A 25679-nucleotide genomic window follows, 5' to 3' on the forward strand; every position below is an offset into this window, starting at 1 on the left:
TCACGCCCGGTATCGATTTGCCGAAACAATACACGGGCAAGGGGTCGAGTCCAGCATGGCAGCGGGATTTGACGGCGGCGCTGGCGACAAATCCGCGGGCCGGCCGGCCAGCCTGCAACTATAGTCTAACGTTCGCCGCGTGGCCCATGCGAGATGGCGAAACTTGCCATGGAAAAGCGCCTTCGGATCGCCTATTTTGCAGGCACAATAGATAATTCGCTTCGCTCCAAATGGAATCCGGACCCAAATGCACCAGCCGCTCGTCGCCATATCCACCGACGTCCGTCAGTTTGACAACTACACTTGGCATGCCGTCCCGCAGCAATATATCGAGGCAGCACTTTCCGGCGCCGGCGTGTTCCCGCTTTTGGTGCCGTCCTTCGGCGACCGGCTCGATTTCGACGAGCTGTTGTCCTCGGTCGATGGTGTCATGGTCACTGGCTCGAAGTCCAACGTGCATCCCTCGCTCTATGGCGGCGACGCCAGCGAGGCCAACGGCCCCTACGACCCGGCGCGCGATTCCACCACGCTGCCGTTGATCTGCAAGGCGATCGAGCGCGGCGTGCCGCTGCTTGCCATCTGCCGCGGCATCCAGGAGTTGAACGTTGCGCTGGGCGGCACGCTTGGCACCGAGATCCAGGAGCGCGAAGGCTCGCTCGACCATCGCGCGCCGGTGAGCGACAACCAGGACGAACGCTTCGCCATTCACCAGACCATTTCGATCAAGCCGGGCAGCTGCCTGGCCGGCGTGTTTGGCGCCGGCGACATCAAGGTCAACTCGCTGCACCGCCAAGGCATCGACCGGCTCGGCTCGAAGCTGCAGGTCGAGGCGGTTGCCGGCGACGGCACGGTGGAGGCAGTTTCGGTGAAGGACGCCCGCGCCTTCGCCGTCGGCGTGCAATGGCACCCCGAATACTGGGTCAAGTCGGACAACAACTCGGCCAAGATCTTCCGCGCCTTCGGCGATGCGGTGCGGCTGCATGCGACGGCGAAGGCCGGTGCACGGGCGGCGGCGGAATAAATCCCGGCGATCAATTGCCGGCGGATTGATCCCGTTCGCCGGTTGTCGCCAGCGACAGCAGTGGCGTGGCCGGAGCGTAGGATTCGTAGCCGTCGCCATCCGCAACCGAGAAGGTGACGATCGGGTCGGTGCCGTCGGCGCTGAACGCGATCGTGCCGTCCTCGCCCTCTCGCCAGAATTTTGCCCGCTCGATGCCGGGCAGCAGCCCGCGGCAATTCGGCGCCACGGTCAACAGCGACAGGCCATCGTCAATCGCGGCGCCGCGGCTAACCGCGCAGTCGCCTTCGTCGCCATTGGCGACCAGCCTGAAGGTGGTTGCCGGCCTTGCTTCATTGGCCGAACTTTCACTGCTGCCGCCGTGAAACAGCTGAAAGCCGGCGAAAAGTGCCGCTGCCGCAATCGATGCCGGAAGTTTCGTCATCTTGCACTCCGCGCCCCCCGGCGCAGATGCAGAATGATTTCAAAGCGTTAAGCCGACGTTAACGAGTGTGGCAGAGAGCCGCTCAGCTTCGTGGCTTGACTTGCGCCGTCTCCGGCACCGGGGTCAGTGGCCGGCGCTCGCTGAACCAGGATACCAGATTGTCGACGCACAGATCCGCCATGGCGCGGCGCGTGTGGTGCGAGGCCGAGCCGACATGGGGCAAAAACGAGGTGTTGGGCGCCTCCAGCAAAGCCTTGGGCACATTCGGTTCATCGGCGAAAACATCGAGCCCGGCGGCGGCAATGGTGCCGTTGGCAAGCGCTGCGGCGAGGTCTGCCTCGTCGACCGTGCTGCCACGGCCGATGTTGACGAAAACGCCGTTGGCGCCAAGCGCCGCCAGGATTTCGGCATTGACCGCCTTCTCCGTGGAAGCGCCGCCCGGCACTACGGAAATCAGCGTATCGACCGCTTCGGCAAGGCCCTTCAGCGTCGGGTGGTATTCATAAGCCAGACCTTCGACCCTGCGCCTGTTGTGGTAGGCCACCGGCAGCCCGAACGCTTCCAGCCGGCGCGCAATGGCAAGGCCGATGCGGCCCATGCCGAAAATGCCGACATGCCGACCGCGCAAGGTCAGCCGGCTCAGGGGATAGTTGCCCTTCTTCACCCAACTGCCGTCGCGCAGCCATTTCTCGGCCTTGTAAAGTTCACGCACGGTGTTGAGCAAAAGGCCGATCGTGGTGTCGGCGACCTCCTCGGTCAAAACATCGGGGGTGTTGGTGACCATGATGTTTTTCTTGGCCGCATGGCCGGCATCGACCGAATCATAGCCGACGCCGAAGGAGGCGATGAGTTCGAGGTTGGGCAATGCATCCATCAATGCCGCATTGACGCCGGCGAAGGACGCAATGGCGCGCACGTCATGGCGCATCTCGTCGGTGACCAGGGCGGGATCGGCGCGCTCTATCTTGACCCGCTTGAAGGTGCGGTCGATGCGCTCGACCGCATGGTCGTTGAAATGTCCTGGCACCAGAACGGCGACGGTCTGCAACGCATCAGTCTTGGTCATGCACGCTCCACCGGCTTGCCGGTCGACTGGCGCACATGCAGTTCCGGCTTGATCAGTTCCTGTGACGGCCGTACCGCCTGTCCGTTCAGCTTGTCGAGCAGCGCGCTGGCGGCACGGCGGCCGACCTCTCGCTGGCCATTCCAGACTGTGGTGAGCGCCGGTGTCGCGATTGCCGCCTCCTCGAGATCGTCATAGCCGGTCACCGAGATGTCGGCGCCCGGCACCAGGCCGGCGCGGGCAATGCCGTTCATCAGGCCGATGGCGACCAGATCATTCCAGCAGCAAGCGGCGGTTGGCTTGTCTTTAAGCGCCAAAAACTGTCCAGCCGCCTCGAATCCGCCCTGCTTGGTGCGCGGCCCGGCGATGCGCCAGGACGGCCTGACCTCAAGCCCGGCGGCCTCCATGGCGTTGAGATAGCCCTGGTAGCGGTCGCGCCCTGTCGAGGTCTGGTCGGTGCCGCCGATCATGGCGATGCGCTTGTGCCCGAGCGAGATCAGATGATTGGTGGCAAGTGCCGTGCCATAGGCATCGTCACCACGAAACACCGGCACGTCGGCGCCTTCCACGCTGCGTGCGATCAGCACCGCAGGCAGGCCGTTTTCCTCGGCCATGACGATGTCGGAGGCCGGCGTGCCGATGGCCGGGGACATGATGACGCCGTCGGCGCCGAGCTGCAGCAGCGTATCGATGAAGGTGCGTTGCTTTTCCAGCTGGTCGTAGTGATTGGACAGGATGAAGGTCTGCCGGCTGCGATCGAGTTCGCTTTCGATGGAGCGCAGGATCTCGGCGAAGAACGGGTTCATGATGTCGTGCACGACGACGCCGACAATCCCCGAGCGCGAGGTGCGCAGTGAGGCGGCGCGGCGGTTGTAGATATAACCGATGGCCCGCGCATGCTCCTTGATGCGGTCACGCGTGGCGCCTGCGACCAGTGGACTGTCGCGCAAGGCGAGGGAGACCGTGGCCGTGGAGACGCCAAGCGCATCCGCGATCGTCGAAAGCTTGATCTTTTGTGCCAGCCCTTCGCTCCCCGAGTTTTTTAAATTTTTTAAATGCGGCGTTATGCCATCGGATTCGGAGCAAATCAAAGTTTTTTCGCCAGAGCCTCCGCCTCGACATCGACGGTCGTGCGATTGCGCAGCCGCAAACGGTGCTCGCGATGGATGATGTAGAGGCCGCTGGCGACGATGATGGCAGCACCCACCAGCGTCCAGCGGTCGGGGAACTGATGGAAGATGATCCAGCCGGACAGGATCATCCAGACCATCTGCGAATACGGGTAAGGCGCCAGCGCCGTGGTGGTCGCCAGTCGGTAGGCCTGAACCAGCAGCCAGTGGCCGCCGGCGCCGAACACACCCAGCATCACAAGGATAAACCAGTGCCAGCCATCCTGCGGCAGCCCATGCGAGAACGGCAGCATCGGCAGAAGCAGCACGGCCGGCGCCAGCGCTGAAAACAGGATCAGGCTCTCCGAGCTTTCGCTGGCCGACATGCGCCGCGTCATGATGACGTAAAAACTGTTCGACAGCATCGAGCCGAGCGCAAAGAGGTGGCCGACGCCGAACACGCCGACGCCAGGCCTTGTGATCACCAGCACGCCGACAAAGCCCGACAGGATCGCCAGCCAGCGCCGCCAGCCGGCCCATTCACCAAGCAGCGGTCCGGCAAGGGCGGTGATCACCATCGGGCCGAAGAAGTAGATCGAGGTGGTCTCGGCCAATTGCAGTGTCTTGAGCGCCATGACGTTGCACATGGTCGAGCCGAACAGCAGTCCGCCGCGCAGGATGTGGGCCGACAGATTGTTGGCGCGGAAGCGCGACGGCTCGCGCCAGCCGCGCAGAAAAACGCCGACAAGCAGGACATGGACGGTGAAGCGGGCCCAGGCGACGATCAGCGCCGAGACGCCGGCCAGCACCAGATATTTGCTCGATGTGTCGAGAAAGGTGAAAAAGACATAGGTGGAAAGCATGAACAGCATCGCCGCGGGCGGCGTTGCGCTTTCGTCTGATCTTGCGGGAACGTTCAAATGTCAGGCCGGGCAGGGAGGATCAACGCTTAACCTTTGCGGCAATCTCCAGCGCCCGGCAAGCCAAAAGCGACTGGCACAACAGGAGCCGCGCGCAGGCTCAGCGCGGGCCGATCCTATGCCGGCTAAAGCGCCTCGCCGGATGCCACTTGCGCCTGGAGATGAAGCCACAACGCCTGGGCGACGGGTCCATGCGGTCGGTCGCGCCGGCGCACCGCCGCCAGGGTCTCCGTCCGGCCGGGCAGATGTGCACCAGCGATCGAGATCAGCCTCCTATCCCGCAGTTCGTCCTCGATCAGCCATGCCGGCAGATGGCCCCAGGCCAATCCGTGAAGGATCAGTTCCTTCTTCATCAGATGATCCGGCACCGAGCACTGATGCGCACCGTCGACGAGGAAATAGCTCTCCGGCGACGGCCGCCGCGCCGTGTCGCGGATCACGCACTGGGTGAAGGGCCGCATCTGCTCCGGCGCAATCTCGCGGCCAGGCGCGAACGGAAGGAACCCAGGTGCCACCACCGGCACGAGGGGCACCGCGCAGAGATGGATCCGCTCGAGATGCGGATCGGAAGGATCCGCGCGATGGAAGATGAGGTCAGCCTCGCCTTCCATCAACCGTTCGAGCGGACCGCCGACCGCCTCGTACTCCAGGTGCAGGCGTGTCCCGGTGCGTTCGGCAAAGAAGCCGCTGAGCATAGGCAGGATTTGCGGTCGCGGGCACAGATCACCCACGACCACACGCAGGACCGTCTCCTCGCCACTCGCCAACTGGCCCGCATAGGTTCGCAGATGGTCGAGCTCGCGCAATGTCAGCTGCGCTCGCGCGTGAAACTCGCGGCCCGCCTCCGTCAGCCCCACCCGATATCCGCTGCGGTCGAGAAGTGTGAGCCCGAGCAACTGCTCGAGGCGTGCAACAGCGGCGAAGACGGATGGATGCGATCGGTTCAAGGCAAGGGCGGCCGCCTGGAAGCTGCCCTCGCTTGCCACGGCGTCAAAGCACCGTAGGTCGTGGAGTTTCAGACCATTCATTATAGTCAAAACCTACTGAGATTGTCCAATCATAGTAATTTTCCTGGATAATTACGAGGCCTAGGGTGGCTCATTCAAAGGGCGGCGGGAGCATCGAACTCCTTTCGCCAGGGTGAGATGAGGACCAGATGACTGACACGCTTTATTTTACGACGGGCGACGGCTGCCGGATCGCCTATCAGCTGGCGGGGGCCGGCCCTGTGCTTGTGCTCTCGAATTCCATTGCGACGAACCTGCATATGTGGGACCGGCAGCTTGCGGAATTTGCCGGATCTTTCCGGGTGCTGCGCTATGATCTGCGCGGCCACGGCAGTTCCGATGCTCCGGCCGGAGCCTATTCGCTCGATCGGCTGGGCCGCGACGTCCTTGAGCTGCTGGATGCGCTTCAGATCGCCCGCGTGCATTTCTGCGGGCTGTCGCTGGGCGGCTTCGTAGGGCAGTGGCTGGGTATCCATGCCCCGGACCGCATCGAGCGTCTCATCCTTTCCAACACCTCGCCGCATCTCGGGCCGGCGTCTTACTTTGATGAGCAGATCGGTACTGTCCTTGCAGCGAGCAACATGTCGGCCACCGCGGACATGTTCATGCACAACTGGTTTCCCGCCTCGATGCTTGTCGGCCCAAACGAAACCGTCGACGCGTTCCGCGCGATGGTCCTGGCGACGCCGCCCCAAGGTCTCGCGGGATGCTTCGCCGCCGTACGCGATTGCGATCTGCGCCGGACTGTCTCCCTCATTACCGCGCCCACCCTGGTGATCGGTGGAGAAGACGACAAGGTAACGCTGGCAAGCCACAGCGAGGCGATCGCAGCCAGCATCCCCGGCGCCACGCTTACACTGCTTCCGGGCGTCCATATGCTGAACGTCGAGCGGCCGACTGAATTCATGAGCGCCGTTACACGCTTCCTGCTGAATTAGGCGTGCATGCGGGCGCCCTTGGTGATCTTGTCGACGAGTTTCTTGTCGGTACGCAACGCGATGCCGACGATCTTGGCGTCCTCAGGCCCGAACTCGGCGAAGACCGCGCGGTTGGCCGCATCGAAGCCGGTGGCAAACATCTCCTCGACATAGGCTGACCCCGTCACGCCCCGCTCCAGCGCCTTCCGGTGGATGGAGTTGAGCGTCGGCCCATCGGCCGAAAGCACGATGACCGGCTGGATCGACAGAGGATTGTAAAGGTTGCCGGCGCGGTCGCGGTAGGGTTCGCCGATAATGGCGGGGAATTGCGCGACGATGCCGCTGGTCAGGAAGGCGGCGACGTTGAGCTTTTGCCAGACGGCGAGATCGTCCCGCAGCACGATTGCAAATTTCGTATCGAACACCAAAATGAGGACTCCGGAGCACGCCCATGAAGGGCAGGGATAGGTGATGACGCACGATCTAGAAGGTGAGGCGACGCAGGGTCTTGAACGTTCGTGCGCGGATGAAGACCGGATCGTGTCGGCGCCTGTTACCGCTGGCATCGAGCGCATCGAGGCGCATTTCCATGGCAACGCCTTCGACCTGCACCGTCATGATACACTTGCCGTCGGCGTGACGCTTTCCGGTGTGCAGCGCTTCCACTACAGGGGCACTGTCAACCACAGCCTGCCCGGCCAGGTTATCGTGCTGCATCCCGACGAAGTGCACGATGGCGGCGCCGGGACCGAGGATGGTCTGCGCTACCGGATCCTCTATCTGGAACCGTCACTGCTGCTCGACTGCCTCGACGGCGCGCCGCTGCCTTTCGTCAGGGATGCTGTGGTCAGCGATCCTGCCTTGCGTGGCACGCTGCTTTCGGCTCTGGCGCCGCTCGACGAGGAACTGGACGAGCTGTTCGTCGCCGATTTCGTTGCGGAGCTGGCGCAGCATCTGGGGCGTCATGCGGGACAGAAGGCAAAGCCGATGGGGAAGTCGGCCTCGCGTGCGGCGGCGCTGGCGCGCGGCTATCTCGAGGAGAATGCCGAGCGGTCCGTTCGTTCCGATGAGCTGGAAGCCGTCACCGGGCTCGACCGCTATGCGCTGTCACGCCATTTTCGCGCGACCTATTCCACCAGCCCGCATCGGTTCCTGCTGATGCGCCGGCTGCAAAAGGCAAGACGGATGATCGAGGTGGGCGAGCCGCTGGCCGAGATTGCCGTTGGCGCCGGCTTCAGCGACCAGAGCCATTTCAACAGGCATTTCAAGAAAGCATTCGGCCTGACGCCCGGCCGCTGGTCGACCCTGGTGCGCGGGCCTTCGGTAGCCGCCTAGGTCAGGAAGATCAATCGTCGATGTCGCCATCGTCGTCGACAAGCACCAGCTCCTCGTTCGACAAATTGGCCTCGATGCGGGCGAGCAGCTTGAACAGCGTCTTCTGTTCTTTCTTGTCGAGGCCCTTCAACGCCTGCTTCTCGGTCTTCTTCACCGACTTCTCGATGGCGTGGATGATCTCGCGGCCGGTGTCGGTGAGAAAGATATGCGCCTGGCGTGCATCCGCGGAAGAGGCGCGCTTTTCCAAAAAGCCCTGGGCCTGCAGCCGGTTGATGGTCTTGGTGATGGTCGGCGGGCGCACGCCGAGGCGGCCGGCGAGATTGCCGGGCGTCTGGCCGTCCTCGCGGTCGAGCGTCAGCATGATCTGGTCCTGGCCGGCATAGAAGCCGTGCGCCAGAAGCCGCGCCGCCAGCGCGGTCCTTGCCAGCCTTGCCGCCGAATGCAGCCGGCTCATCGTTGCAGTCTTGTCCGCCTTGGCCATGGTGATCCCTCTTCGGCCGTACCGGTGCGTGCAGCATAGACGCAGCCGGCCGGTTGGCAATCGACGATCAAAAAGATTCCGGCTTTCGAAACAGCTTTGCCGGCAAGCATTTGTGGTGCTCGAAATGGTGATGCCAGATGTTTATTTCAGTTAGATGACAAACGAGTTTCCGCCAAGGCGATTGCAACGGTTTGACGCGGCGCGGCTTAGCACAGATCAACGAAGAGGCGTTTCCAGCGACACGTTGATGGTCGGCATCCCTCGCACTCGGCCTCTCGGGTCTACCCATCCGCTTCGTCAATCCTGGGTCAAACACCCAGGCGGTTTGCCTCGTGCAAAAGGCCGGCACACATCCTATATCAGGCCAACAATCCCTTCTTGCGGCCCGCAATTCCGTGGCCCAGCCATTTCGAGGCAAGATATGAGCGAAGCACAGACGCAAATCCCCGTGACCGTTCTCACCGGCTATCTCGGCGCCGGCAAGACGACGCTGCTCAACCGCATCCTGTCGGAAAACCATGGCAAGCGTTATGCCGTCATCGTCAATGAATTCGGCGAGATCGGCATCGACAATGATTTGATCGTGGAATCCGACGAGGAAATCTACGAAATGAACAATGGCTGCGTCTGCTGCACGGTGCGCGGCGACCTGATCCGCGTCGTCGAAGGCCTGATGCGCCGTCCCGGCCGCTTCGACGCCATCGTCGTCGAGACCACCGGCCTCGCCGATCCTGTGCCGGTGGCGCAGACCTTCTTCATGGACGACGACGTGCGCTCCAAGACCAAACTCGACGCTGTCGTGGCCCTGGTCGACGCCAAGCACCTGCCGCTCAGGTTGAAGGATTCCAAGGAAGCCGAGGACCAGATCGCCTTCGCCGATGTTGTCGTGCTGAACAAGACCGATCTGGTGACGCCCGAAGAGCTGGCCAAGGTCGAAGCCACCATCCGCGCCATCAACCCGGCGGCCAGGATTCACCGCACCACGCGCGCCGGCGTGGCGCTGTCCGAAGTGCTCGACCGCGGCGCCTTCGACCTGTCGCGCGCATTGGAAAACGATCCGCATTTTCTCGAGGCGCACGATCATGATCACGACCACCATGATCACGACCACGATCACCACGACCATGATCACGACCATCATCATCACGATCACGCGCATCCCTCCGACATCCATGACGTGACCGTGCAGTCGGTGTCGCTGCGCGGCGCCGAGATGGACCCGAAGAAATTCTTCCCGTGGATCGAGAAGATCACTCAGATGGAAGGTCCCAACATCCTGCGGCTGAAAGGCATCATCGCGCTCAAGGGCGACGACGAGCGCTATGTCATCCAGGGCGTGCACATGATCATCGAAGGCGACCACCAGCGCGCCTGGAAAGACGGCGAAAAGCATGAGAGCCGGCTGGTGTTCATCGGCCGCGAGCTTGACGCCGAACGGCTGAAGAAGAGCTTTGACGCCTGCCAGGCGGCTTGATTTCCGGACTCTATGGCGCTAGCGCTGCCCGCTCTTCCTTCTCCCCTTGTGGGAGTAGGTGGCCTCGCGAAGCGAGGTCGGATGAGGGGTGCTCCAGCTCGGCACCGACGGCGATCCGTCCAACACCCCTCATCCGTCTCGGCGCTGCGCGCCGATCCACCTTCTCCCAAAAGGGGAGAAGGTTGACGCCAGGCCTGGCCGCCTCAGTGGCTTCCCGGGAGTGGTGACAGCTTCATTGGAATGGTCCTGATGCCCACAGTTGCTCCCCTCGACCTGGAAGGTCACTGCCTTGCCGCCGTCTTCCTCGACAACGTGCCGCATTTTGCGCTGGCCGATGGGACAGTTCATAGGCTCGACAACGGCCACAAGACAATTCAGGCCAATGACGGCCTGCTCTCCACGTTCCATGACGCCGCCAACGACCGCCTGATCACCGGCGGCGAGGACGGCAAGATTTTTGCCGTTGCCGCCGGCGGCAATGTCAGCGAACTCGCCAGCGTGGGCAAGAAGTGGATCACCAGCGTTGCCGCCGGGCCGCAAGGCGCTATCGCCTATGCCACAGGCAAGACTGCCTTCGTGCGCTTTGCCGACGGCAAGACCAAAGAGTTTGCCCATCCACGTTCGGTCGAGGGGCTGGCCTTCTCCCCCAAGGGCATGCGCTTCGGCGTCGCCCGCTACAATGGCGCGACGCTGCATTTCCCGGCCGCCGAGGGCAGACCGGTGGAGCTGGAATGGGCCGGCGCCCATACCGGCGTGACCTTCTCGCCGGATGGCGCCTTCCTCGTCACCACCATGCAGGAAAACGCGCTGCATGGCTGGAAGCTCGCCGACGGCAAGCACATGCGCATGACCGGCTATCCCGGCAAGGTCAAAAGCCTGTCGTGGAGCGTGAAGGGCAAGTGGCTGGCGAGTTCCGGCGCGCCGGCGGCGATCGTCTGGCCGTTTTCGGGCAAGGACGGCCCGATGGGCAAGGCGCCGCTGGAGCTCGGCACGCGCGGCAACGCCATGGTGACATCGGTTGCCTGCCATCCGAGCCAGGATGTCGTCGCCGTCGGCTATGATGACGGCATGGTCATGGCGGTGCGCTTTACCGATGCCAAAGAGGTGCTGTTGCGCCGCCCAGGCATGGGCGCCATCACCGCGATGGTGTGGGACAAGGAAGAGCGCCGGGTCGCCTTCGGCAGTGCCGCCGGCGACTGCGGCGTCATCGACATCTCGGCGTGACCTATTCGGCTCCGCACGACACCTTGCCGGTCAATTCTTTCGGCTTGCCGTCCTGTTCCGTGTCGGCGGCGTTGTCGTAGACGGCAAGCGTGTACCGGCCGCCATAGACGCCCTCGTCACTGGTCTTGGTCAGGATCGTCAGTTCGACAGAGTTGAATTTATCTCCGAGCTGATGCTCGTGGTAGATGTTCAGCCGCAACTCCTTGACGTCCAGCCAGTACTGGGTGAGGTCGGAATCCTCGAAGACGGTCTTGCGCAGACTGTCGCCTTCCGGCCGGCCAAGTATCTCGAGATCGCCGCGAAAATTGAAGGTCGGGCCGCCCATACCTCTGGTGACCCCGGCGCCGACCTCGAATTGCACCGCTTTGTCATCGACGGAACACCAGACGCCGCCCGATGCGGAAGCCGCAGCGGCCGACAAGAGTAGCGCAATAGCGCAGATGATCGTCCGCATTTTTCTCCCCAAACCACAGACCCGATCGCATTGGCGCCCGACTGCGCCGGAAGGTCAAGTCTGCCGAACTTGCTGCTGACCCAATGCAGCGCACCAACACGGCCAATTGCGGTTGCCGTCGCCAATTGGGTAGTGTGCCGGCCGAGAGGGATTTCATGCACAGCACGAACAGTTATTCAAAGGCGTCCATCGGCGGTATCAGCCGTGACCGCATCGCTGCATTGCGGACAAGCGAGGCGAACACCTTCCGCAAGGCGCGGCCGAAATCGCAGGCCAAGGTCGGTAACGGCCTGCCAGGCTTCTTCGGCGGTGTGCCGATGCACTGGATGAACGACTGGCCGACGCCATTCCCGATCCTGGTCGAAAGCGCCAAGGGCGCCGCCATCACGGATATCGACGGCAACAGGCTGGACGATTTCTGCCTCGGTGACACCGGCTCGATGTTCGGCCATTCGCCGCCGCCGGTGGCGCGCGCCATCCGCCGCCAGGCCGGGCGCGGCCTGACCTATATGCTGCCTTCGGAAGATGCGCTTGCCATCGGGCCGCTGCTCACACAGCGTTTCGGTCTGCCGTTCTGGCAGATCGCCACCACCGCCACCGACGCCAACCGCTTCTCGCTGCGCGTCGCCCGCGCTATCACCGGTCGGGAAAAGATCCTGGTCTTCAACGGCTGCTATCACGGCTCGGTCGACGAGACGATGGTCCGGATGGTCGACGGCAAAGCTGTCAACCGGCCCGGCCTGGCGGGCGAATTCCGCGACCTGACCAGGACGGCGAAGGTCATCGAATTCAACGATGTTGCTGCACTGGAAGCGGCGCTCGCCGACCGCGATGTCGCCTGCGTCATCGCCGAGCCGGTGCTGACAAATTCCTGCATGGTGCTGCCCGATCCGGGTTTTCACGACGCGTTGCGCAAACTGACGCGCGCGGCCGGAACGCTGCTGCTGATCGACGAGACCCACACCATCTCGACCGGCCCAGGGGGCTACACCAGAAAATTCGGGCTCCAGCCCGACCTTTTCGTGCTGGGCAAGCCGATCGCCGGTGGCGTGCCGGCAAGCGTGTGGGGCATGAGCGACGAGGTCGCCTCGCGCTATGCCGACTACAATCGAACCAAGGAGCCGGGCTATTCCGGCATGGGCACGACGCTGTCGGCGAACCCGCTGCAGTTCGCAGCCATGCGCGCAACGCTCGAAGAGGTGATGACGCAGGAGAATTATGCCCGGGCGGATCGCCTGGCCCTGCGGCTCGATGCAGGGCTGACCGGCGTCATCGACCGCTACAATCTGCCATGGCATGTCGCCCGTGTCGGCGCCCGCGTCGAGTTCATCTGCGCCCCCGGCCCGCTCAGGAACGGCGCCGAAGCCGAGACTGCGCATGCGCCGGAGCTTGAGGCGGCTATCCATGTCGCGCTGGTCAACCAAGGCGTGCTGATCGCGCCTTTCCACAACATGATGCTGATCTCGCCAGCTACCACCGCCACCCAGGTCAACCGGCTGATCACCGCCTTCGCCACGGTTGCGGCAAGGCTGACGGCATGAGACAAGCAGCCAACAAGCAGGCGATCAACAAACAGGCGCCAAAGCAAACCTTGAGTACAGTAATCATGACTTCACCTTCGGGCTCGACGCCCGCCGAGGCGCAAGCCTTTCTCGCTGCTCATCCGGAAATCGAAGCCTTCGATATCGTCTTGACCGACGCCAACGGCGTCGGCCGCGGCAAGATCGTGCGCCGGCATGAGCTGAAAAGCATCTTCGAGGGCGGCCGCCACATGCCGATCTCGATCCTCGGCCTCGACATCACCGGCGAGGATGTGCACGAAACCGGGCTGATCTGGACGACAGGCGATGGCGACCTCAGGGCCTGGCCGATCCCCGGCACGCTGGTGCCGCTTTACGGTACCAACCCGCCGCGCGGCCAGTTGCTGATGGCGATGTACCATCTCGAGGGACAGCCAATGTCGTCGGACCCACGGCTGGCGCTGGCCAGGCAGGTCGACATATTGGCCGCCAAGGGCCTCTATCCCGCCGGCGCCTTCGAGCTCGAATTTTTCCTGCTCGCCAATGAGCGCGATGCCGACGGCAAGGTGAAGCCGGCGGACGCGGTGCTCGACGGCCGCCGCTCGGCCAAGACGGAAGTCTATTCCGTCGACCATCTGCACGGCATGGAGCCGCTGTTTTCCGACATCTATGCCGCGGCTAAGGCGCAAGGCATTCCGGCCGAAACGGTGATTTCCGAATACGCGCCCGGCCAGTACGAGCTGACGCTGAATTACCGCAAGGATGTCATGCGGGCGGCCGACGACCTCGTCATGTTGAAGCGGCTGGTGCGGGCGCAGGCGCGCCGCCATGGTGTTACCGCCTGCTTCATGGCCAAGCCGATCGAAAAATATGCCGGCTCCGGCATGCATTTCCATGTTTCGCTGCAGGACAAGAACGGCCGCAACGTTTTTGCCGAAGCAGGCGGCGAAAGCTGGTCGCTGCCGCTGCTGCAGGGGCTCGGCGGGCTGATCCAGACCATGGCCGAATCGATGCTGGTGTTTGCGCCGCACGCCAATTCCTGGCGGCGCTTCGTCTCGCAGTCCTATGCGCCGGTGGCGCCGACCTGGGGCGTCAACAACCGTTCGGTGGCGCTGCGCGTGCCGGCCGGCGACGCCAAGAATCGGCGCATCGAGCACCGGCCGTCGGGCGTCGACGCCAATCCCTACCTGATCGCGGCAACGGTGCTGGCCGGCATCATCAAGGGTCTGGACGAAGGCCTCGACCCCGGCCCCGAAACCACTGGGAATGGCTATGAAGCCGCCGTCACGCGCACGACCATGCCGGTCGACTGGCGCGCCGCGATCGAGGCGGCGCGGGCCTCGAGCTTCCTGAAAGAGGCGCTTGGCGAGGATCTGCATCGCACCTTCGTGGCGATCAAGCAGTCCGAGTATCTGCGCGTCGCCCGCACCGTCAGCGAGCTGGATTACCACCTCTACCTCCATGAGGTCTGAGAGACCGCCTGGAACTCGGACAGTCGTCCTGCTAGCCCGACGATCAGGCGGCGATCACTTTTTCGCCGCCTGCATCAAATGAGGTGGCGCTGCAGCCGTCTAGAACATAACATGAACGGATGAGCGCACGCACCGTCCGTGAAAAGCTGGCGATCCTGTCAGACGCCGCCAAATACGATGCTTCTTGCGCCTCGTCTGGGTCGGCGAAGAAGGATTCGCGCCAATCCGGCGGTATCGGCTCCACCGAAGGCATGGGCATCTGCCATTCCTACGCGCCGGACGGCCGCTGCATTTCGCTCCTGAAAATCCTGCTGACCAATTTCTGCATTTACGATTGCAGCTACTGCATCAACCGCTCGTCATCGAATGTGCGCCGCGCCCGCTTCGGCATCGACGAGGTGGTGAAGCTGACCATGGACTTTTATCGGCGCAACTACATCGAAGGCCTGTTCCTGTCCTCCGGCGTCATCCGTTCGCCCGACGAGACCATGGCCGAAATGGTGGAAGTGGCGCGGCGGCTGCGGCTGTACGAAAAATTCTCCGGCTATATTCATCTGAAGACCATTCCGGAAAGCTCGGCCGAACTGGTCGAGCAGGCCGGGCTCTACGCCGACCGGCTGTCTATCAATGTCGAACTGCCGACCGATGAAGGCGTGAAGAAACTAGCGCCGGAGAAGAAGCCGCAAACGATCCGGCTTTCCATGGCGAACCTGCGCCGGAAGATGGAGGAAAAGGCCGAGCCGACGTTGCGGACCAAGAAGCGCGAACGCTTTGCGCCCGGAGGTCAGTCGACGCAGATGATCGTCGGCGCCGACAAGACATCCGACGACGGTATCTTGCACTCCAGTGCGCGGCTCTATGGCAGCTACCATCTGCGGCGCGTCTATTACTCCGCCTTCAGCCCGATCCCGGATTCGTCATCGTCGCTGCCGCTCCAGAAACCGCCGCTGATGCGCGAGCACCGGCTCTATCAGGCCGACTGGCTGATGCGCTTCTACGGCTTTTCGCAGCCGGAAATCCTCGCCGGCAGCAGCGACGGCATGCTCGATCTCGCCATTGACCCCAAGCTCGCCTGGGCTTTGCGCAATCGGGCGAGGTTTCCCGTCGACATCAACCGCGCCGACCGCGAAGCGCTGCTGCGGGTTCCGGGTCTGGGCACCAAGGTGGTGGCGAAGATCCTTGAAACCCGCCGCCACCGACGCATGCGGCTGGAAGATGTCGGACGGATCTGCCATTCGATCGCCAAGCTGAGGCCCTTCATCATCGCCGAAGGCTGGTCGCCGGGCGGACTCACCGACAAGACAGGCCTGCGCGATACGATCGTAAAGTCCTGCGAACAACTGTCGCTGTTTTGACCATGCAGCCGGCCCAGCTCGACCTTGCCCGATACACTGTCCGGCTAGCGAGCCAGACCGATTTCGCCGGTTGGCGCGATGCGGCACGGCGTCTGGCGCTGAATGAGGTCCGGCCTGAGGATATTAGTTGGGGTGTCGGGTCCGACGCCAATGATCCTCAAGATGCCTTGCCGGCGGTGCCAGAGGGCGCGCAGCTTACCGTCCCGCGCGAGTTCATCGCCCATGCCGAAACCGCCTTCTGCCACTCCGACCCCGGCCGGTTTGCCTTTCTCTACTGGATGCTTTGGCGCCTGCGCACCGAGCCGAAACTGCTGGCGATCGCATCCGATCCCGACACCAGGCGGCTCGAAGCCATGGAAAAGGCGGTGCGGCGCGACAGCCATAAGATGCATGCCTTCGTACGCTTCCGGAATATCAGCGACGGCGAGAACGAGCGCTACGTCGCCTGGTTCGAGCCGGAGCATTTCATTGTCGAGCGCAACGCGGATTTCTTCGTCCGGCGGTTCACCGGCATGCGCTGGACCATCCTGACGCCCTATGCCTCCGCCGACTGGAACGGCGAAAGGCTGGCGATCGGGCCGGGTGCGGCCAAGGGCGATGCACCCGATCAGGACGACACCGAGGCGTTGTGGCTGACCTATTTCGAAAACATCTTCAACCCGGCGCGGCTCAAGGTGAAGGCGATGCAGAAGGAGATGCCGAAGAAATATTGGCGGAACCTTCCCGAGGCCTCACTCATTCCAGATCTGATCGCAGGAGCGGACGAGGCCGCCAGGGATATGATTGCCAGACTGCCGACAATGCCGGCGCCGCACCACGCCAAGCTGCAGGCGAAACATTGGCCGAAGCGCGAGCCGGCCGAGGCGCCGGACGATGACGCCAACACCATTTCCGAGCTACGCGAAGCCGCGAAAGGCTGCCGCCGCTGCCCGTTGTGGCGCGACGCGACACAGACCGTGTTCGGCGAGGGGCCGGATGATGCCAAAGTGGTCTTCGTCGGCGAACAACCGGGCGATCAGGAAGATCTCGCCGGCAAACCTTTTGTCGGGCCAGCGGGCAAAGTGTTCGATGCAATTCTCGATGACGCAGGCGTCGACCGGCAAAAAGTCTACGTCACCAACGCCGTCAAGCATTTCAAGTTCGAGCCGCGCGGCAAGCGCCGCATCCATTCGAAGCCAAATGCCGGTGAAGTCCAGGCCTGCCGCTGGTGGATCGGCCGGGAGCTTGAGCTGATCAAGCCGGACCTCGCCGTGGCGCTTGGGGCAACGGCGGCGTTGTCGCTGCTGGGCAAGGCCATTGCCGTGACGAAAATGCGCGGCCAGGTGATCGAGCGCGAGGACGGTTTGCGCGTGTTCATCACCATCCATCCTTCCTTCATCCTGCGTATTCATGAGCCGGCGGACAAGGAGGCAGAGCGCGAGCGGTTTCTCAGCGATATGAGAGAGGTGAAGCGGCTTATGGGGTCGTGAGATGAGCGAAAGCCTCAGCGACATGTCATCCACGGGCGGAGCCAAGGAGGGAAGCGACGCAGCGCAGACCCGAGGATTCATGCCGCGACGTTTGGACGCTGCTACGGTGCAGAATTCTGCTCCGCTGCGCTCGACGGCTAACATCACGGAATGGACCCGGGGCTTCGCGACGGAGCTTCGCTCCTGCTTCGCCCACGGATGACGAAGCTGAGTGGCTTCAGCCAATCACCTACGGTCGTGAATCCAACGTTGGAAACTTCGGCCGCCACGGCCGAATTAACTGATTAGGATTGCCCTCAGATCATTCACATTCGTACCCGTCGGCCCCGGCACGAACAGATCGCCGATCGCGTTGAACGCCGTCCAGGCATTGTTGCCGGCCAGCATCGCCTTGGCGTCGATGCCGGCGGCACGCATGCGCGAGACAGTCGAGCCATCGGCAAAGGCGCCGGCATTGTCTTCAGAGCCATCGATGCCGTCGGTATCGGCGGCCAATGCATGAATACCTTCCGCGCCGCTGATACCGATGGCAAAGGCGAGCAGGAATTCGGAGTTGCGGCCGCCCTTGCCCCTTTTTCCGTCAACAGGGGCCCGCAAGGTCACGGTCGTCTCGCCGCCGGACAGGATCAGCACCGGCTTTTTGAACGGCCGGTTGCGCGTCGCCACTTCGCGCGCAATGGCTGCATGCACGCCACCGACCTCGCGCGCCTCGCCCTCGATGGAATCGGAGAGGATGACGGCTTCGATGCCCTGCCGTTTTGCCTCAGCGGCTGCCGCTTCCAGCGACACGCCAGCCGAGGCGATCAGGTGCACTTCATTGCGTGAAAAGCGCTGGTCATCCGGATCTGGCGCATCGGCCTCTGGCGAGTTGATGTGCGCCATGACGGCGTCGGGCAGTTTCATGCCGTAGGCCGCTATCGAGGCCAGCGCATCGGCGCGGTTGCCGGAGTCGGGCACGGTCGGGCCGGAGGCCACCAGCGCCGGGTTGTCGCCGGGAATGTCAGAGACAACCAGTGATACCAATTTGGCCGGCCAGGCGGCAGCTGCCAGCCGGCCGCCCTTGATGGTCGAGAGATGCTTGCGGATTGTGTTCATCGCCGCGATCGGCGCGCCGGAGGCAAGCAGCGCCTCGTTGACGGCGATTTCGTCGGCGAGCGTCAGGCCGGCGGCAGGCGACGGCAGCAGCGCCGATCCTCCGCCCGATATCAGCGCCACTACCAGGTCGTCCGCAGTCAGCCCTTGCACCTTTTCGAGCAGGCGCCGCGACGCCTCAAGACCGGCAGCGTCCGGTACCGGATGTGCCGCCTCGATGATTTCGATGCGCTCGCATCTGGCGCCATAGCCGTAGCGGGTGACGACCAGCCCTTCGATTGGGCCATCCCACACCTTCTCGAACGCGGCCGCCATGTGCGCCGAGCCCTTGCCGGCGCCAATGACAATGGTACGGCCCTTGGGCCTGGCCGGCAGATGATCCCTGATGGTCCGTTCAGGATCGGCAGCGGCAACAGCGGCATTGAAGATCGAGATGAGAAAGGATTTGGGATCGAGCACGGTTATCCTTGGCCGTAACTGGCGGTTTTCAAAATGAGCAAACGTTGGCGCTGCCCCTCACCCTCACCCCGTGAAAGACGGGGAGAGGGGATCGCAAGCGCTCGAGCTTGTCCTTTCTCCCCGTCACTATACGGGGAGAAGGTGCCGGCAGGCGGATGAGGGGCAGCGCCAACGTCACGATTTACCTTCCGGCGGCAGCGCCAATTGTGTCCGATCGACGCCGAGATGATCGCACAGTGCATCGACGACGACGCCATGATCCTGGCGTTCCGGCAGGCCGGAGACGGCGATGACGCCGATGACGCCGGCACCCTTTACAGTCACCGGAAACCCGCCGCCGGCCAGTACGTAATCAGCAATATCCAGCCCCTCGCCGACCTTGAAGGTGCGGTCCGGTCGCTGCTGTTCCAGCACCAGACGATAGGTGCTCCTGAGGTAGCGCTTGACCACATTGATCTTGCGTCGTGCCCAGTCGGGGTTGGAGGCGTTTGAACCGGGCATCGCGGCATAAAACAGCGGCCGATCCCACAGCCTGATATCGACAATGATGGGCAGCTTTTCGGCCAGCGCCCGCTCGCGGATCGCCGCGCCGACCTTGAAGGCGACGGCCTCGTCGAAGGCCGGGAAGACCAGCGTCTCTTCCTGTTTCTGGATCAGAGCGATGTCGTCCGCGGCGGCCATTTTGTTCTCCGAAATCGTCACAAATCGTGTGTACGACAAGCTCCGCCCGGTCAAGGTCTCGTCGCGGTGGTGGTCTTGCCCCGCCAGGGTCGACCCCCACTCCGTCGAGCTTCTCTCGACACCTCTCCCCGATCAACAGGGTAGAGGAAGGGCGCCAAGCTGTCCGAACCGGCGCCCGTCCTCCGAAGCAAAGGCTCCCTTCCTCTCCCTCCGGAGGGGGAGAGTTGGCGCCGCAAGCGGCGACGGAGTGGGGGAACCACTTGGCAACCAGGCGGAATCATCATCTTGTCCCGCGCGGATGATGGGTCCTACCCCACGATCATATCGATCTTGGCCGGCCGCCCCGCAACATAGACCTCGCGCACCGCGCGGTCGTCGCCCAATGTCTGCAGCAGGAACAGCTCCTCCGCCAGCGTCTCCACAGTCTCCATCCTCAGCCGCATCGCCGGCGTGGCGCGGGCGTCGAGCACGGTGATGTCCGCGTCGGTGCCTTCATCCAGCGTGCCGACCTTGTCCGCCACAGACAGCGCCTCGGCATTGCCACGCGTTATCTGCCAGAAGGACTGGAACGGGTTCAGCTTTTCGCCATTCAGCGCAATCACCTTGTACCCCTCGTCCATGGTGCGCAGCATCGAATAGTTGGTGCCGCCGCCGACATCGGTGGCGGCAGCGATCCTGAGCGGCTTGTCGCGGCGACGAAAGCGCTGGTAGTCGAACAGGCCGGAGCCGAGGAACAGGTTCGAGGTCGGGCAGAACACCGCCACCGAGCCTGAGTCCGACAGCGCATCGGCCTCGCGTTCCGAGAGATGGATGCAGTGGCCGAACAGGCTCTTTGGCCCCAGCAGGCCATACTGCTCGTAGACATCGGTGTAGTCGCGCGCCTGCGGATAGAGTTTTTGCGTGAAGGCGATTTCGGCGTGGTTTTCCGACAGATGCGTCTGCATATGCAGATCGGGATGCTCGCGGCAGAGCGCGCCCGACATCTCCAACTGTTCGGGCGAAGAGGTGATGGCGAAGCGCGGCGTGATCGCATAAAGCTGGCGGCCCTTGCCGTGCCATTCCGCAATCAGCGCCTTGGTGTCGTCATAGCCCGATTGCGGTGTGTCGAGCACGCCTGCCGGCGCGTTGCGGTCCATCATCACCTTGCCGGCAATGTTGAGCATGCCGCGCGCATGCGATTCGGCAAAGAACGCCTCGGCCGAGGCCTTGTGCACCGAGCAATACGCGGCGACCGTCGTCGTGCCGTGGCGCACCATTTCATCCAAAAACAGCCGCGCGATGCGGCGGCCGTGCTGGGCATTTGCGAATTTGGTCTCTTCGGGAAAGGTGTAGGTGTTCAGCCAGTCGAGCAGTTCGGCGCCATAGGAGGCGATGACCTGCATCTGCGGAAAATGCGCGTGCGCGTCGATGAAGCCTGGCAGCAACAGATGCGGCCGATGATCGATCTTTTTCGCACCGTCGCCAGCCTGCCTTTCCACATCAGCGTAGGCGCCGGCGGCAACGATTCGGCCATCGCGGATCAGCAGGCCGCCATCCTCCTCATAGCGCCAGGCGGCATGGTCGGTGATGGCTTCGGGCAAGCGCAAAAAGCTCAGCGTGCGGCCGCGCAGAAGTGTCGAAGTCATGCTTATTTCCCTGCGCCTTCGAACCAGGCGACCAGCAGCGCCCGTTCCTTGTCGCTGATCTGGGTGACGTTGGCGGGCGGCATGGCGTGGCTGCGCCCGGCCTGCAAATAGATTTCACGCGCATGCTCGGCAATGCCGGCGTCGGTGTCGAGCATCACGCCCTTCGGCGCATGGTAGATGCCTTCATAGACCGGCTCGGCCGTATGGCACATCGAGCAGCGGCCAAGCACGGTGTCGCGCACCGCCGGGAAATGCGACGAGGCGATATAGACTTCGGCCGCGGCGGATGCCTTGGGCTCGCCGGTCAGTATTTTCGGCGCTGTCGACAGCCACATGATGATGACGAATAGCACCGCAGCCGCCATCCAGGTCCAGTGGGGGTTGCCGGCACGCTTATGCACGGTGTTGAAATAGTGCCGGATCAAGACGCCGATGATGAACACCAGCGAGGCGATGACCCAGTTGAACTCCGTCGCAAACGCCAGCGGATAGTGGTTCGACAGCATCAGGAACAGCACGGGCAGCGTCAGGTAATTATTGTGCAGCGAGCGCTGCTTGGCGATCTTGCCGTATTTCGGGTCGGGCTTGCGGCCGGCAATCAGGTCGGCGACGACGATCTTCTGGTTTGGAATGATCACCATGAAGACATTGGCCGACATGATCGTGGCGGTGATGGCGCCCAGATGCAGGAAAGCGGCGCGGCCGGTGAACAGATGCGTCAGACCCCAGGCGATGAACACCAGCACGCCATAGAGCACCAGCATCAGTCCGGTGTCACTTTTGCCGAGCGGCGAGCGGCAGAGCAGATCGTAGACTACCCAGCCGACGCCGATGGTGGCCATCGACAAAAGGATGCCGACCGGCACCGACATCGGCAGCACATTGGGGTCGATCAGGAACAAATCGGCGCCGGCATAGTAGACCACGCACAGCATGGCGAAGCCGGACAGCCAGGTGGCGTAGGATTCCCATTTGAACCAGGTCAGGTGTTCCGGCATTTCGGCCGGCGCCACCAGATATTTCTGGACGTGGTAGAAGCCGCCGCCATGCACCTGCCATTCCTCGCCGAATGCGCCGACCGGCATGCCGGGGCGCTGGCGCAGGCCAAGGTCAAGCGCGACGAAATAGAAGGACGAGCCGATCCAGGCGATGCCGGTGACGACGTGCAGCCAGCGGACGGCGAAACTCAGCCAGTCCCAGAAAATCGCGAAATCCATCATGTGAAATCGTCCCTGCCGATCGGCTGACTTTACGGTGTGGGGCGCAAACGAAAAGAGGCGAGGTGTACGATGACTTTCAAAAAAAATGGAAAATACTAGGCTGACCACGTACGCCGCCACATAAAGAGCCATGAATGGCCTATCTCGACAACATCGCCGTCTTCGTCCGCGTCGTCGAGCTTGGTAATCTGTCGGCGGCGGGCCGCGACATGCGCATTTCGCCGGCGGTCGCCTCCAACCGCATCAAGGAGCTGGAAAAACACCTCGGCGTGCGGCTGTTCAACCGCACCACACGGCAATTGATGCCGACGGAGCATGGCACGGTGTTCTACTCCGGCGCCAAGCAGGTGCTGGAGGCGATCACCGAGGCGGAAGCCGCGGTCTCGGCTCTTTCCGGCCAGCCGCGCGGCACCATCAAGGTGACCGCCCCGCTCGGCCTTGGACGGCGGCTGGTGGCGTCGGGCATTCCGGATTTCCACGACAAATACCCCGATATCGAGGTGCGGCTGAGGCTCTCCGACCACAATATCGACATCATGAAGGAAGGCATCGATGTCGCCTTCAAGCTCGGGATCATCGAGGATTCCAGCCTGAGGATGCGCGGCATCATGGAATGTGAACGCGTGCTGGTGGCGGCACCGAAATATCTCGAAGCGCGCGGCGAGCCGGTGGAGCCACAGGAGCTGATCGGCAAGAAGCACGACTGCCTGATGCTGCGCTATTCCGGGGCGCGCGAATATGTCTGGACGCTGCAGACGCCGTCCGGGCCGCAGAAATTCGAGGTGCACGGCCCCTACGACACCGACGATGGCGATGTGCTGACCGGCTGGGCGCTGTCGGGGCGCGGCATCATCAACAAGCCGCGCTTCGAAGTGGAACCTTTCATCCGCGACCGGCGGCTGCAGGTCATCCTGGCCAGCACACCGCCAACGCCGGTGCAGTTCGCCGCCGTCTATCCGCACAAGAAGCTGCAGGATCCAAAGGTGCGGCTGTTGCTCGACTTCATGGCCGAGCGTTGCCAGCGGCTGATCAAGGATTTGCTGGCCGGCAAGTGAGGGGCTGTTGGCCCAGTCGCCAGGGTTGTCTTACAAGCAGGTGACCTTAGGTTCGCATACGCCGCCCTATGATCGATGGTCCCATGCCGACTGACCAGCAAGCCACAATGCATCTTGCCGTTTCGCTCAACATTACTTCCGGGCAGCCGCTCGGGTTCAGCGACCTGGCCGGCTTTGCCAAGCAAGCGGAAGCGGCGGGGCTGGACATGATTGTCCTCGATGATTCCGCGCCGAACAGCGCCGGGTCGAGTTCTTTCGAAGCGACGACCTTGCTGGCGGCGCTGGCGACGGTGACAAGTCGGATCGGCCTTGTCGCTGCAGCCTCGACGGTGGCTCACCAGCCGTACAATCTGGCGCGCCGTTTAGCTTCGCTCGACATCATCAGCCATGGCCGCGCCGGCTGGCACGCGACCATGGCGCAGGCGCCATGGGAGGCCGCCAATTTCAGCCGGCCGGATGGATTTTCCGACGATGTGTTCCGCCGCCGCACGCAGGAATACATCGGCATCGTTCAGCGCCTGTGGCAGGGCTGGGATGCCGGCGCGCTGCTGTTCGACAAGGCCGGCGGCCGCTTCCACGATCCCGAAAAAATGCACCTGCTCGACCACAAAGGCGAATTTTTCTCCGTGCGCGGGCCGCTGAACGTCGCGCGCTCGCCGCAGGATACGCCGGTGCTGGTGCTGCCCGGCCTGTCCGAGGCCGACCTGGATATCGCCGCCCGCACCGCCGATGTCGTCCTGCTGGACAGACCCACAGAGGACGCCAAGGCGCGCCATGACGATCTCAAGCGCCGCGTTGTGGCCTGCGGACGCGATCCGGGTGCGGTCAAGCTGCTGCTGAACGTTGGCGCAGATGTCGCTGCTAACGCGCTCGAAACATTGTTCAGCTCGCAAAGCTGCGACGGGTTCAACATCGCAATACCGCCTGCCGCGATTGACGGTTTCATCGGCCGCGTGCTGCCGGAATTGCAGCGCCGCAGCCTCGTCCGCCCGGATTATCCCGGCACCACCTTGCGCTCGCATCTCAGACTTGCCGGAGGAGCGCAATGACCCGCCAGATGAAGCTTGGCGCCTTCCTGTGGGCGACGGGCCACCACATCGCCGCCTGGCGTCACCCCAAGGCGCATGTCACGGCAGGCATCGACATCGATCATTACATCCGGCTGGCGCGCACGGCGGAAGCGGCGAAGTTCGACATGGTGTTCTGCGAGGACGCCGCCGGCCTGCGCGAAGCCAATGTCGGCATCGCCAGCCAGACCTCACGCTCGATCGGCTTCGAGCCGATCAGCCTGCTGTCCGCGCTCGCCGTCCAGACCAGCCGCATCGGCCTCGTTTCGACGGCCTCGACCAGCTACAACGAGCCCTATGGGCTGGCGCGCACCTTTCTGTCGCTCGATCATCTGAGTGGTGGCCGGGCTGGCTGGAACCTGGTGACGTCGGCCAGCCCCATCGAAGCCGCCAATTTCGGCGCGACGGGCCTGAAACCCCATGCCGACCGCTACGAGCGGGCGCGCGAATTCGCCGAGGTGGTATCGGGACTTTGGCAAGGCAGTGGCTTTCACTGTCACAACGGCCAGAGCTTTTCGGTGCGCGACCCGCTCGACCTGCCGCGCTCGCCGCAGGGCGCGCCGGTGATGGTGCAGGCCGGCGCCTCGGATGTCGGCCGCGACCTTGCCGCACGCACGGCCGACGTGGTGTTCACGGCGGCGCAGACCCTCGAGGAAGCCAAGGCCTTTTACGACGACCTCAAGGGCCGTATGGCGGCCTATGGGCGGGAACCCGACGACATCAAGATCATGCCCGGCGTCTCCCCGGTGGTGGCGGAAACCGAGGCCGAAGCGCGGGAGAAACAGGAGGAATTGCAGGCGCTGATCCCTGACGATGTCGGCGTGGCGCTGCTGTCCAGCTATCTCAGCATCTCCGATCTCGGGAGCTATCCGATCGACGGACCGATGCCCGAGCTGCCGGAGACCGAGGGCATGAAAAGCCGCCAGGCGCTGGTCATCGAACAATCGCGCCGCGACGGCCTGTCGATCCGCCAGCTTGCGCGCCATTTCGCCGGCGCACGTGGCCATTGGCGTATCGTCGGCACGCCGGCGCAGATCGCTGACGAATTGCAGGCGCGGTTCGAGGGCGGCGGCGCGGACGGCTTCAACGTCATGCCGTCATACTTCCCCGGCGAGCTCGATGCCTTTGCCACGCTGGTGGTGCCGGAACTGCAGCGGCGCGGACTGATCCGTCGGGAATACGAAGGCAGCACCTTGCGAGATCATCTTGGCCTGAAGCGGCCTGCTTAGCCGCGCCGA

General features: G+C 63.4%; 24 protein-coding genes. 12 read left to right on the top strand and 12 right to left on the bottom strand.

Translation table 11 applies throughout. The annotated features are described in order from the left end of the window. Window positions 1-247: 247 nt before the first annotated feature. Window positions 248-1021: a gamma-glutamyl-gamma-aminobutyrate hydrolase family protein gene (locus NLY37_RS25165; protein ID WP_023742594.1), complete on the top strand. Its 774-nt coding sequence runs from the start codon at window positions 248-250 to the stop codon at window positions 1019-1021. Between the two features lie 10 nt (window positions 1022-1031). Here NLY37_RS25165 and NLY37_RS25170 read toward each other — a convergent pair whose 3' ends face one another. The 5 genes from NLY37_RS25170 to NLY37_RS25190 form a co-directional block, all read right to left on the bottom strand. Further along, window positions 1032-1442 (bottom strand): hypothetical protein, encoded by a 411-nt coding sequence (locus NLY37_RS25170; RefSeq protein ID WP_023671353.1) that lies wholly within the window; start codon window positions 1440-1442, stop codon window positions 1032-1034. Window positions 1443-1524: 82 nt separating this feature from the next. After that, window positions 1525-2508, bottom strand: coding sequence for a 2-hydroxyacid dehydrogenase (locus NLY37_RS25175; protein ID WP_023742593.1), 984 nt, complete (start codon window positions 2506-2508; stop codon window positions 1525-1527). Next, window positions 2505-3527, bottom strand: coding sequence for a LacI family DNA-binding transcriptional regulator (locus NLY37_RS25180; RefSeq protein WP_023671355.1), 1023 nt, complete (start codon window positions 3525-3527; stop codon window positions 2505-2507). The genes NLY37_RS25175 and NLY37_RS25180 overlap by 4 nt, the downstream gene beginning before the upstream one ends. A gap of 65 nt (window positions 3528-3592) precedes the next feature. After that, the gene (locus tag NLY37_RS25185) at window positions 3593-4477 is read right to left on the bottom strand and encodes a DMT family transporter (RefSeq protein ID WP_032889662.1); all 885 of its coding nucleotides are present in this window, start codon (window positions 4475-4477) and stop codon (window positions 3593-3595) included. 182 nt (window positions 4478-4659) lie between these two features. Further along, window positions 4660-5562, bottom strand: coding sequence for a LysR family transcriptional regulator (locus tag NLY37_RS25190; RefSeq protein ID WP_023694713.1), 903 nt, complete (start codon window positions 5560-5562; stop codon window positions 4660-4662). Window positions 5563-5690: 128 nt separating this feature from the next. On the opposite strand from NLY37_RS25190, the gene NLY37_RS25195 reads away from it, so the two are divergent. Next, window positions 5691-6479, top strand: coding sequence for an alpha/beta fold hydrolase (locus NLY37_RS25195; protein WP_023711335.1), 789 nt, complete (start codon window positions 5691-5693; stop codon window positions 6477-6479). Here the strand turns inward: NLY37_RS25195 and NLY37_RS25200 are convergent. Further along, complete coding sequence (locus NLY37_RS25200; protein ID WP_023742592.1) at window positions 6476-6883, bottom strand: DUF2000 family protein; 408 nt, start codon at window positions 6881-6883, stop codon at window positions 6476-6478. The genes NLY37_RS25195 and NLY37_RS25200 overlap by 4 nt on opposite strands. Before the next feature lie 46 nt (window positions 6884-6929). Between NLY37_RS25200 and NLY37_RS25205 the strand changes: the two genes are divergently transcribed. Then, a complete protein-coding gene (locus NLY37_RS25205; RefSeq protein WP_023711333.1) occupies window positions 6930-7793 on the top strand; it encodes an AraC family transcriptional regulator in 864 nt (287 codons plus the stop codon). 10 nt (window positions 7794-7803) lie between these two features. Here the strand turns inward: NLY37_RS25205 and NLY37_RS25210 are convergent, their stop codons facing one another. After that, window positions 7804-8274 carry a MarR family winged helix-turn-helix transcriptional regulator gene (locus NLY37_RS25210; protein WP_023671361.1) on the bottom strand — a complete coding sequence of 157 codons (471 nt, stop codon included), beginning with the start codon at window positions 8272-8274 and terminating at the stop codon, window positions 7804-7806. A 421-nt stretch (window positions 8275-8695) separates the two neighbouring features. Between NLY37_RS25210 and NLY37_RS25215 the strand changes: the two genes are divergently transcribed. Further along, window positions 8696-9748 (top strand): CobW family GTP-binding protein, encoded by a 1053-nt coding sequence (locus NLY37_RS25215; RefSeq protein ID WP_023683509.1) that lies wholly within the window; start codon window positions 8696-8698, stop codon window positions 9746-9748. Between the two features lie 249 nt (window positions 9749-9997). Beyond that, window positions 9998-10972 carry a WD40 repeat domain-containing protein gene (locus tag NLY37_RS25220; protein WP_023742591.1) on the top strand — a complete coding sequence of 325 codons (975 nt, stop codon included), beginning with the start codon at window positions 9998-10000 and terminating at the stop codon, window positions 10970-10972. A 1-nt stretch (window position 10973) separates the two neighbouring features. On the opposite strand, the gene NLY37_RS25225 is transcribed toward NLY37_RS25220, so the two are convergent. Further along, a complete protein-coding gene (locus NLY37_RS25225; RefSeq protein ID WP_023742590.1) occupies window positions 10974-11426 on the bottom strand; it encodes a hypothetical protein in 453 nt (150 codons plus the stop codon). Window positions 11427-11581: 155 nt separating this feature from the next. Here NLY37_RS25225 and NLY37_RS25230 point away from each other — a divergent pair, with 155 nt between their 5' ends. From NLY37_RS25230 to NLY37_RS25245, 4 genes are all read left to right on the top strand, one after another. Further along, window positions 11582-12967 carry an aspartate aminotransferase family protein gene (locus NLY37_RS25230; protein ID WP_023742589.1) on the top strand — a complete coding sequence of 462 codons (1386 nt, stop codon included), beginning with the start codon at window positions 11582-11584 and terminating at the stop codon, window positions 12965-12967. A 65-nt stretch (window positions 12968-13032) separates the two neighbouring features. Next, window positions 13033-14418 (top strand): glutamine synthetase family protein, encoded by a 1386-nt coding sequence (locus NLY37_RS25235; protein WP_023742588.1) that lies wholly within the window; start codon window positions 13033-13035, stop codon window positions 14416-14418. A gap of 119 nt (window positions 14419-14537) precedes the next feature. After that, window positions 14538-15773, top strand: coding sequence for a putative DNA modification/repair radical SAM protein (locus NLY37_RS25240; RefSeq protein ID WP_023742587.1), 1236 nt, complete (start codon window positions 14538-14540; stop codon window positions 15771-15773). 2 nt (window positions 15774-15775) lie between these two features. Then, a complete protein-coding gene (locus NLY37_RS25245; protein WP_023742586.1) occupies window positions 15776-17242 on the top strand; it encodes a UdgX family uracil-DNA binding protein in 1467 nt (488 codons plus the stop codon). A 276-nt stretch (window positions 17243-17518) separates the two neighbouring features. Here the strand turns inward: NLY37_RS25245 and NLY37_RS25250 are convergent, their stop codons facing one another. The 4 genes from NLY37_RS25250 to NLY37_RS25265 form a co-directional block, all read right to left on the bottom strand. Then, complete coding sequence (locus NLY37_RS25250; protein WP_023703652.1) at window positions 17519-18799, bottom strand: glycerate kinase type-2 family protein; 1281 nt, start codon at window positions 18797-18799, stop codon at window positions 17519-17521. Between the two features lie 168 nt (window positions 18800-18967). Next, entirely contained in the window at window positions 18968-19474 is a 507-nt protein-coding gene (locus tag NLY37_RS25255) for a heme-degrading domain-containing protein (protein WP_023711326.1), read from the bottom strand. 308 nt (window positions 19475-19782) lie between these two features. Then, a complete protein-coding gene (guaD, locus tag NLY37_RS25260; RefSeq protein ID WP_023742585.1) occupies window positions 19783-21099 on the bottom strand; it encodes a guanine deaminase in 1317 nt (438 codons plus the stop codon). A gap of 2 nt (window positions 21100-21101) precedes the next feature. Beyond that, the gene (locus NLY37_RS25265) at window positions 21102-22319 is read right to left on the bottom strand and encodes a urate hydroxylase PuuD (protein WP_023742584.1); all 1218 of its coding nucleotides are present in this window, start codon (window positions 22317-22319) and stop codon (window positions 21102-21104) included. A 134-nt stretch (window positions 22320-22453) separates the two neighbouring features. Between NLY37_RS25265 and NLY37_RS25270 the strand changes: the two genes are divergently transcribed. The 3 genes from NLY37_RS25270 to NLY37_RS25280 all read left to right on the top strand — a co-directional run bounded on the left by NLY37_RS25270 (window position 22454) and on the right by NLY37_RS25280 (window position 25670). After that, entirely contained in the window at window positions 22454-23374 is a 921-nt protein-coding gene (locus NLY37_RS25270; RefSeq protein ID WP_023671373.1) for a LysR family transcriptional regulator, read from the top strand. 107 nt (window positions 23375-23481) lie between these two features. Then, window positions 23482-24423 (top strand): LLM class flavin-dependent oxidoreductase, encoded by a 942-nt coding sequence (locus tag NLY37_RS25275; RefSeq protein ID WP_023742583.1) that lies wholly within the window; start codon window positions 23482-23484, stop codon window positions 24421-24423. Beyond that, window positions 24420-25670 (top strand): LLM class flavin-dependent oxidoreductase, encoded by a 1251-nt coding sequence (locus NLY37_RS25280; protein WP_023742582.1) that lies wholly within the window; start codon window positions 24420-24422, stop codon window positions 25668-25670. The genes NLY37_RS25275 and NLY37_RS25280 overlap by 4 nt, the downstream gene beginning before the upstream one ends. The last annotated feature ends 9 nt before the right edge of the window (window positions 25671-25679 follow it).

This window comes from Mesorhizobium sp. C395A (assembly GCF_030323205.1).
Taxonomy (GTDB): Bacteria; Pseudomonadota; Alphaproteobacteria; order Rhizobiales; family Rhizobiaceae; genus Mesorhizobium.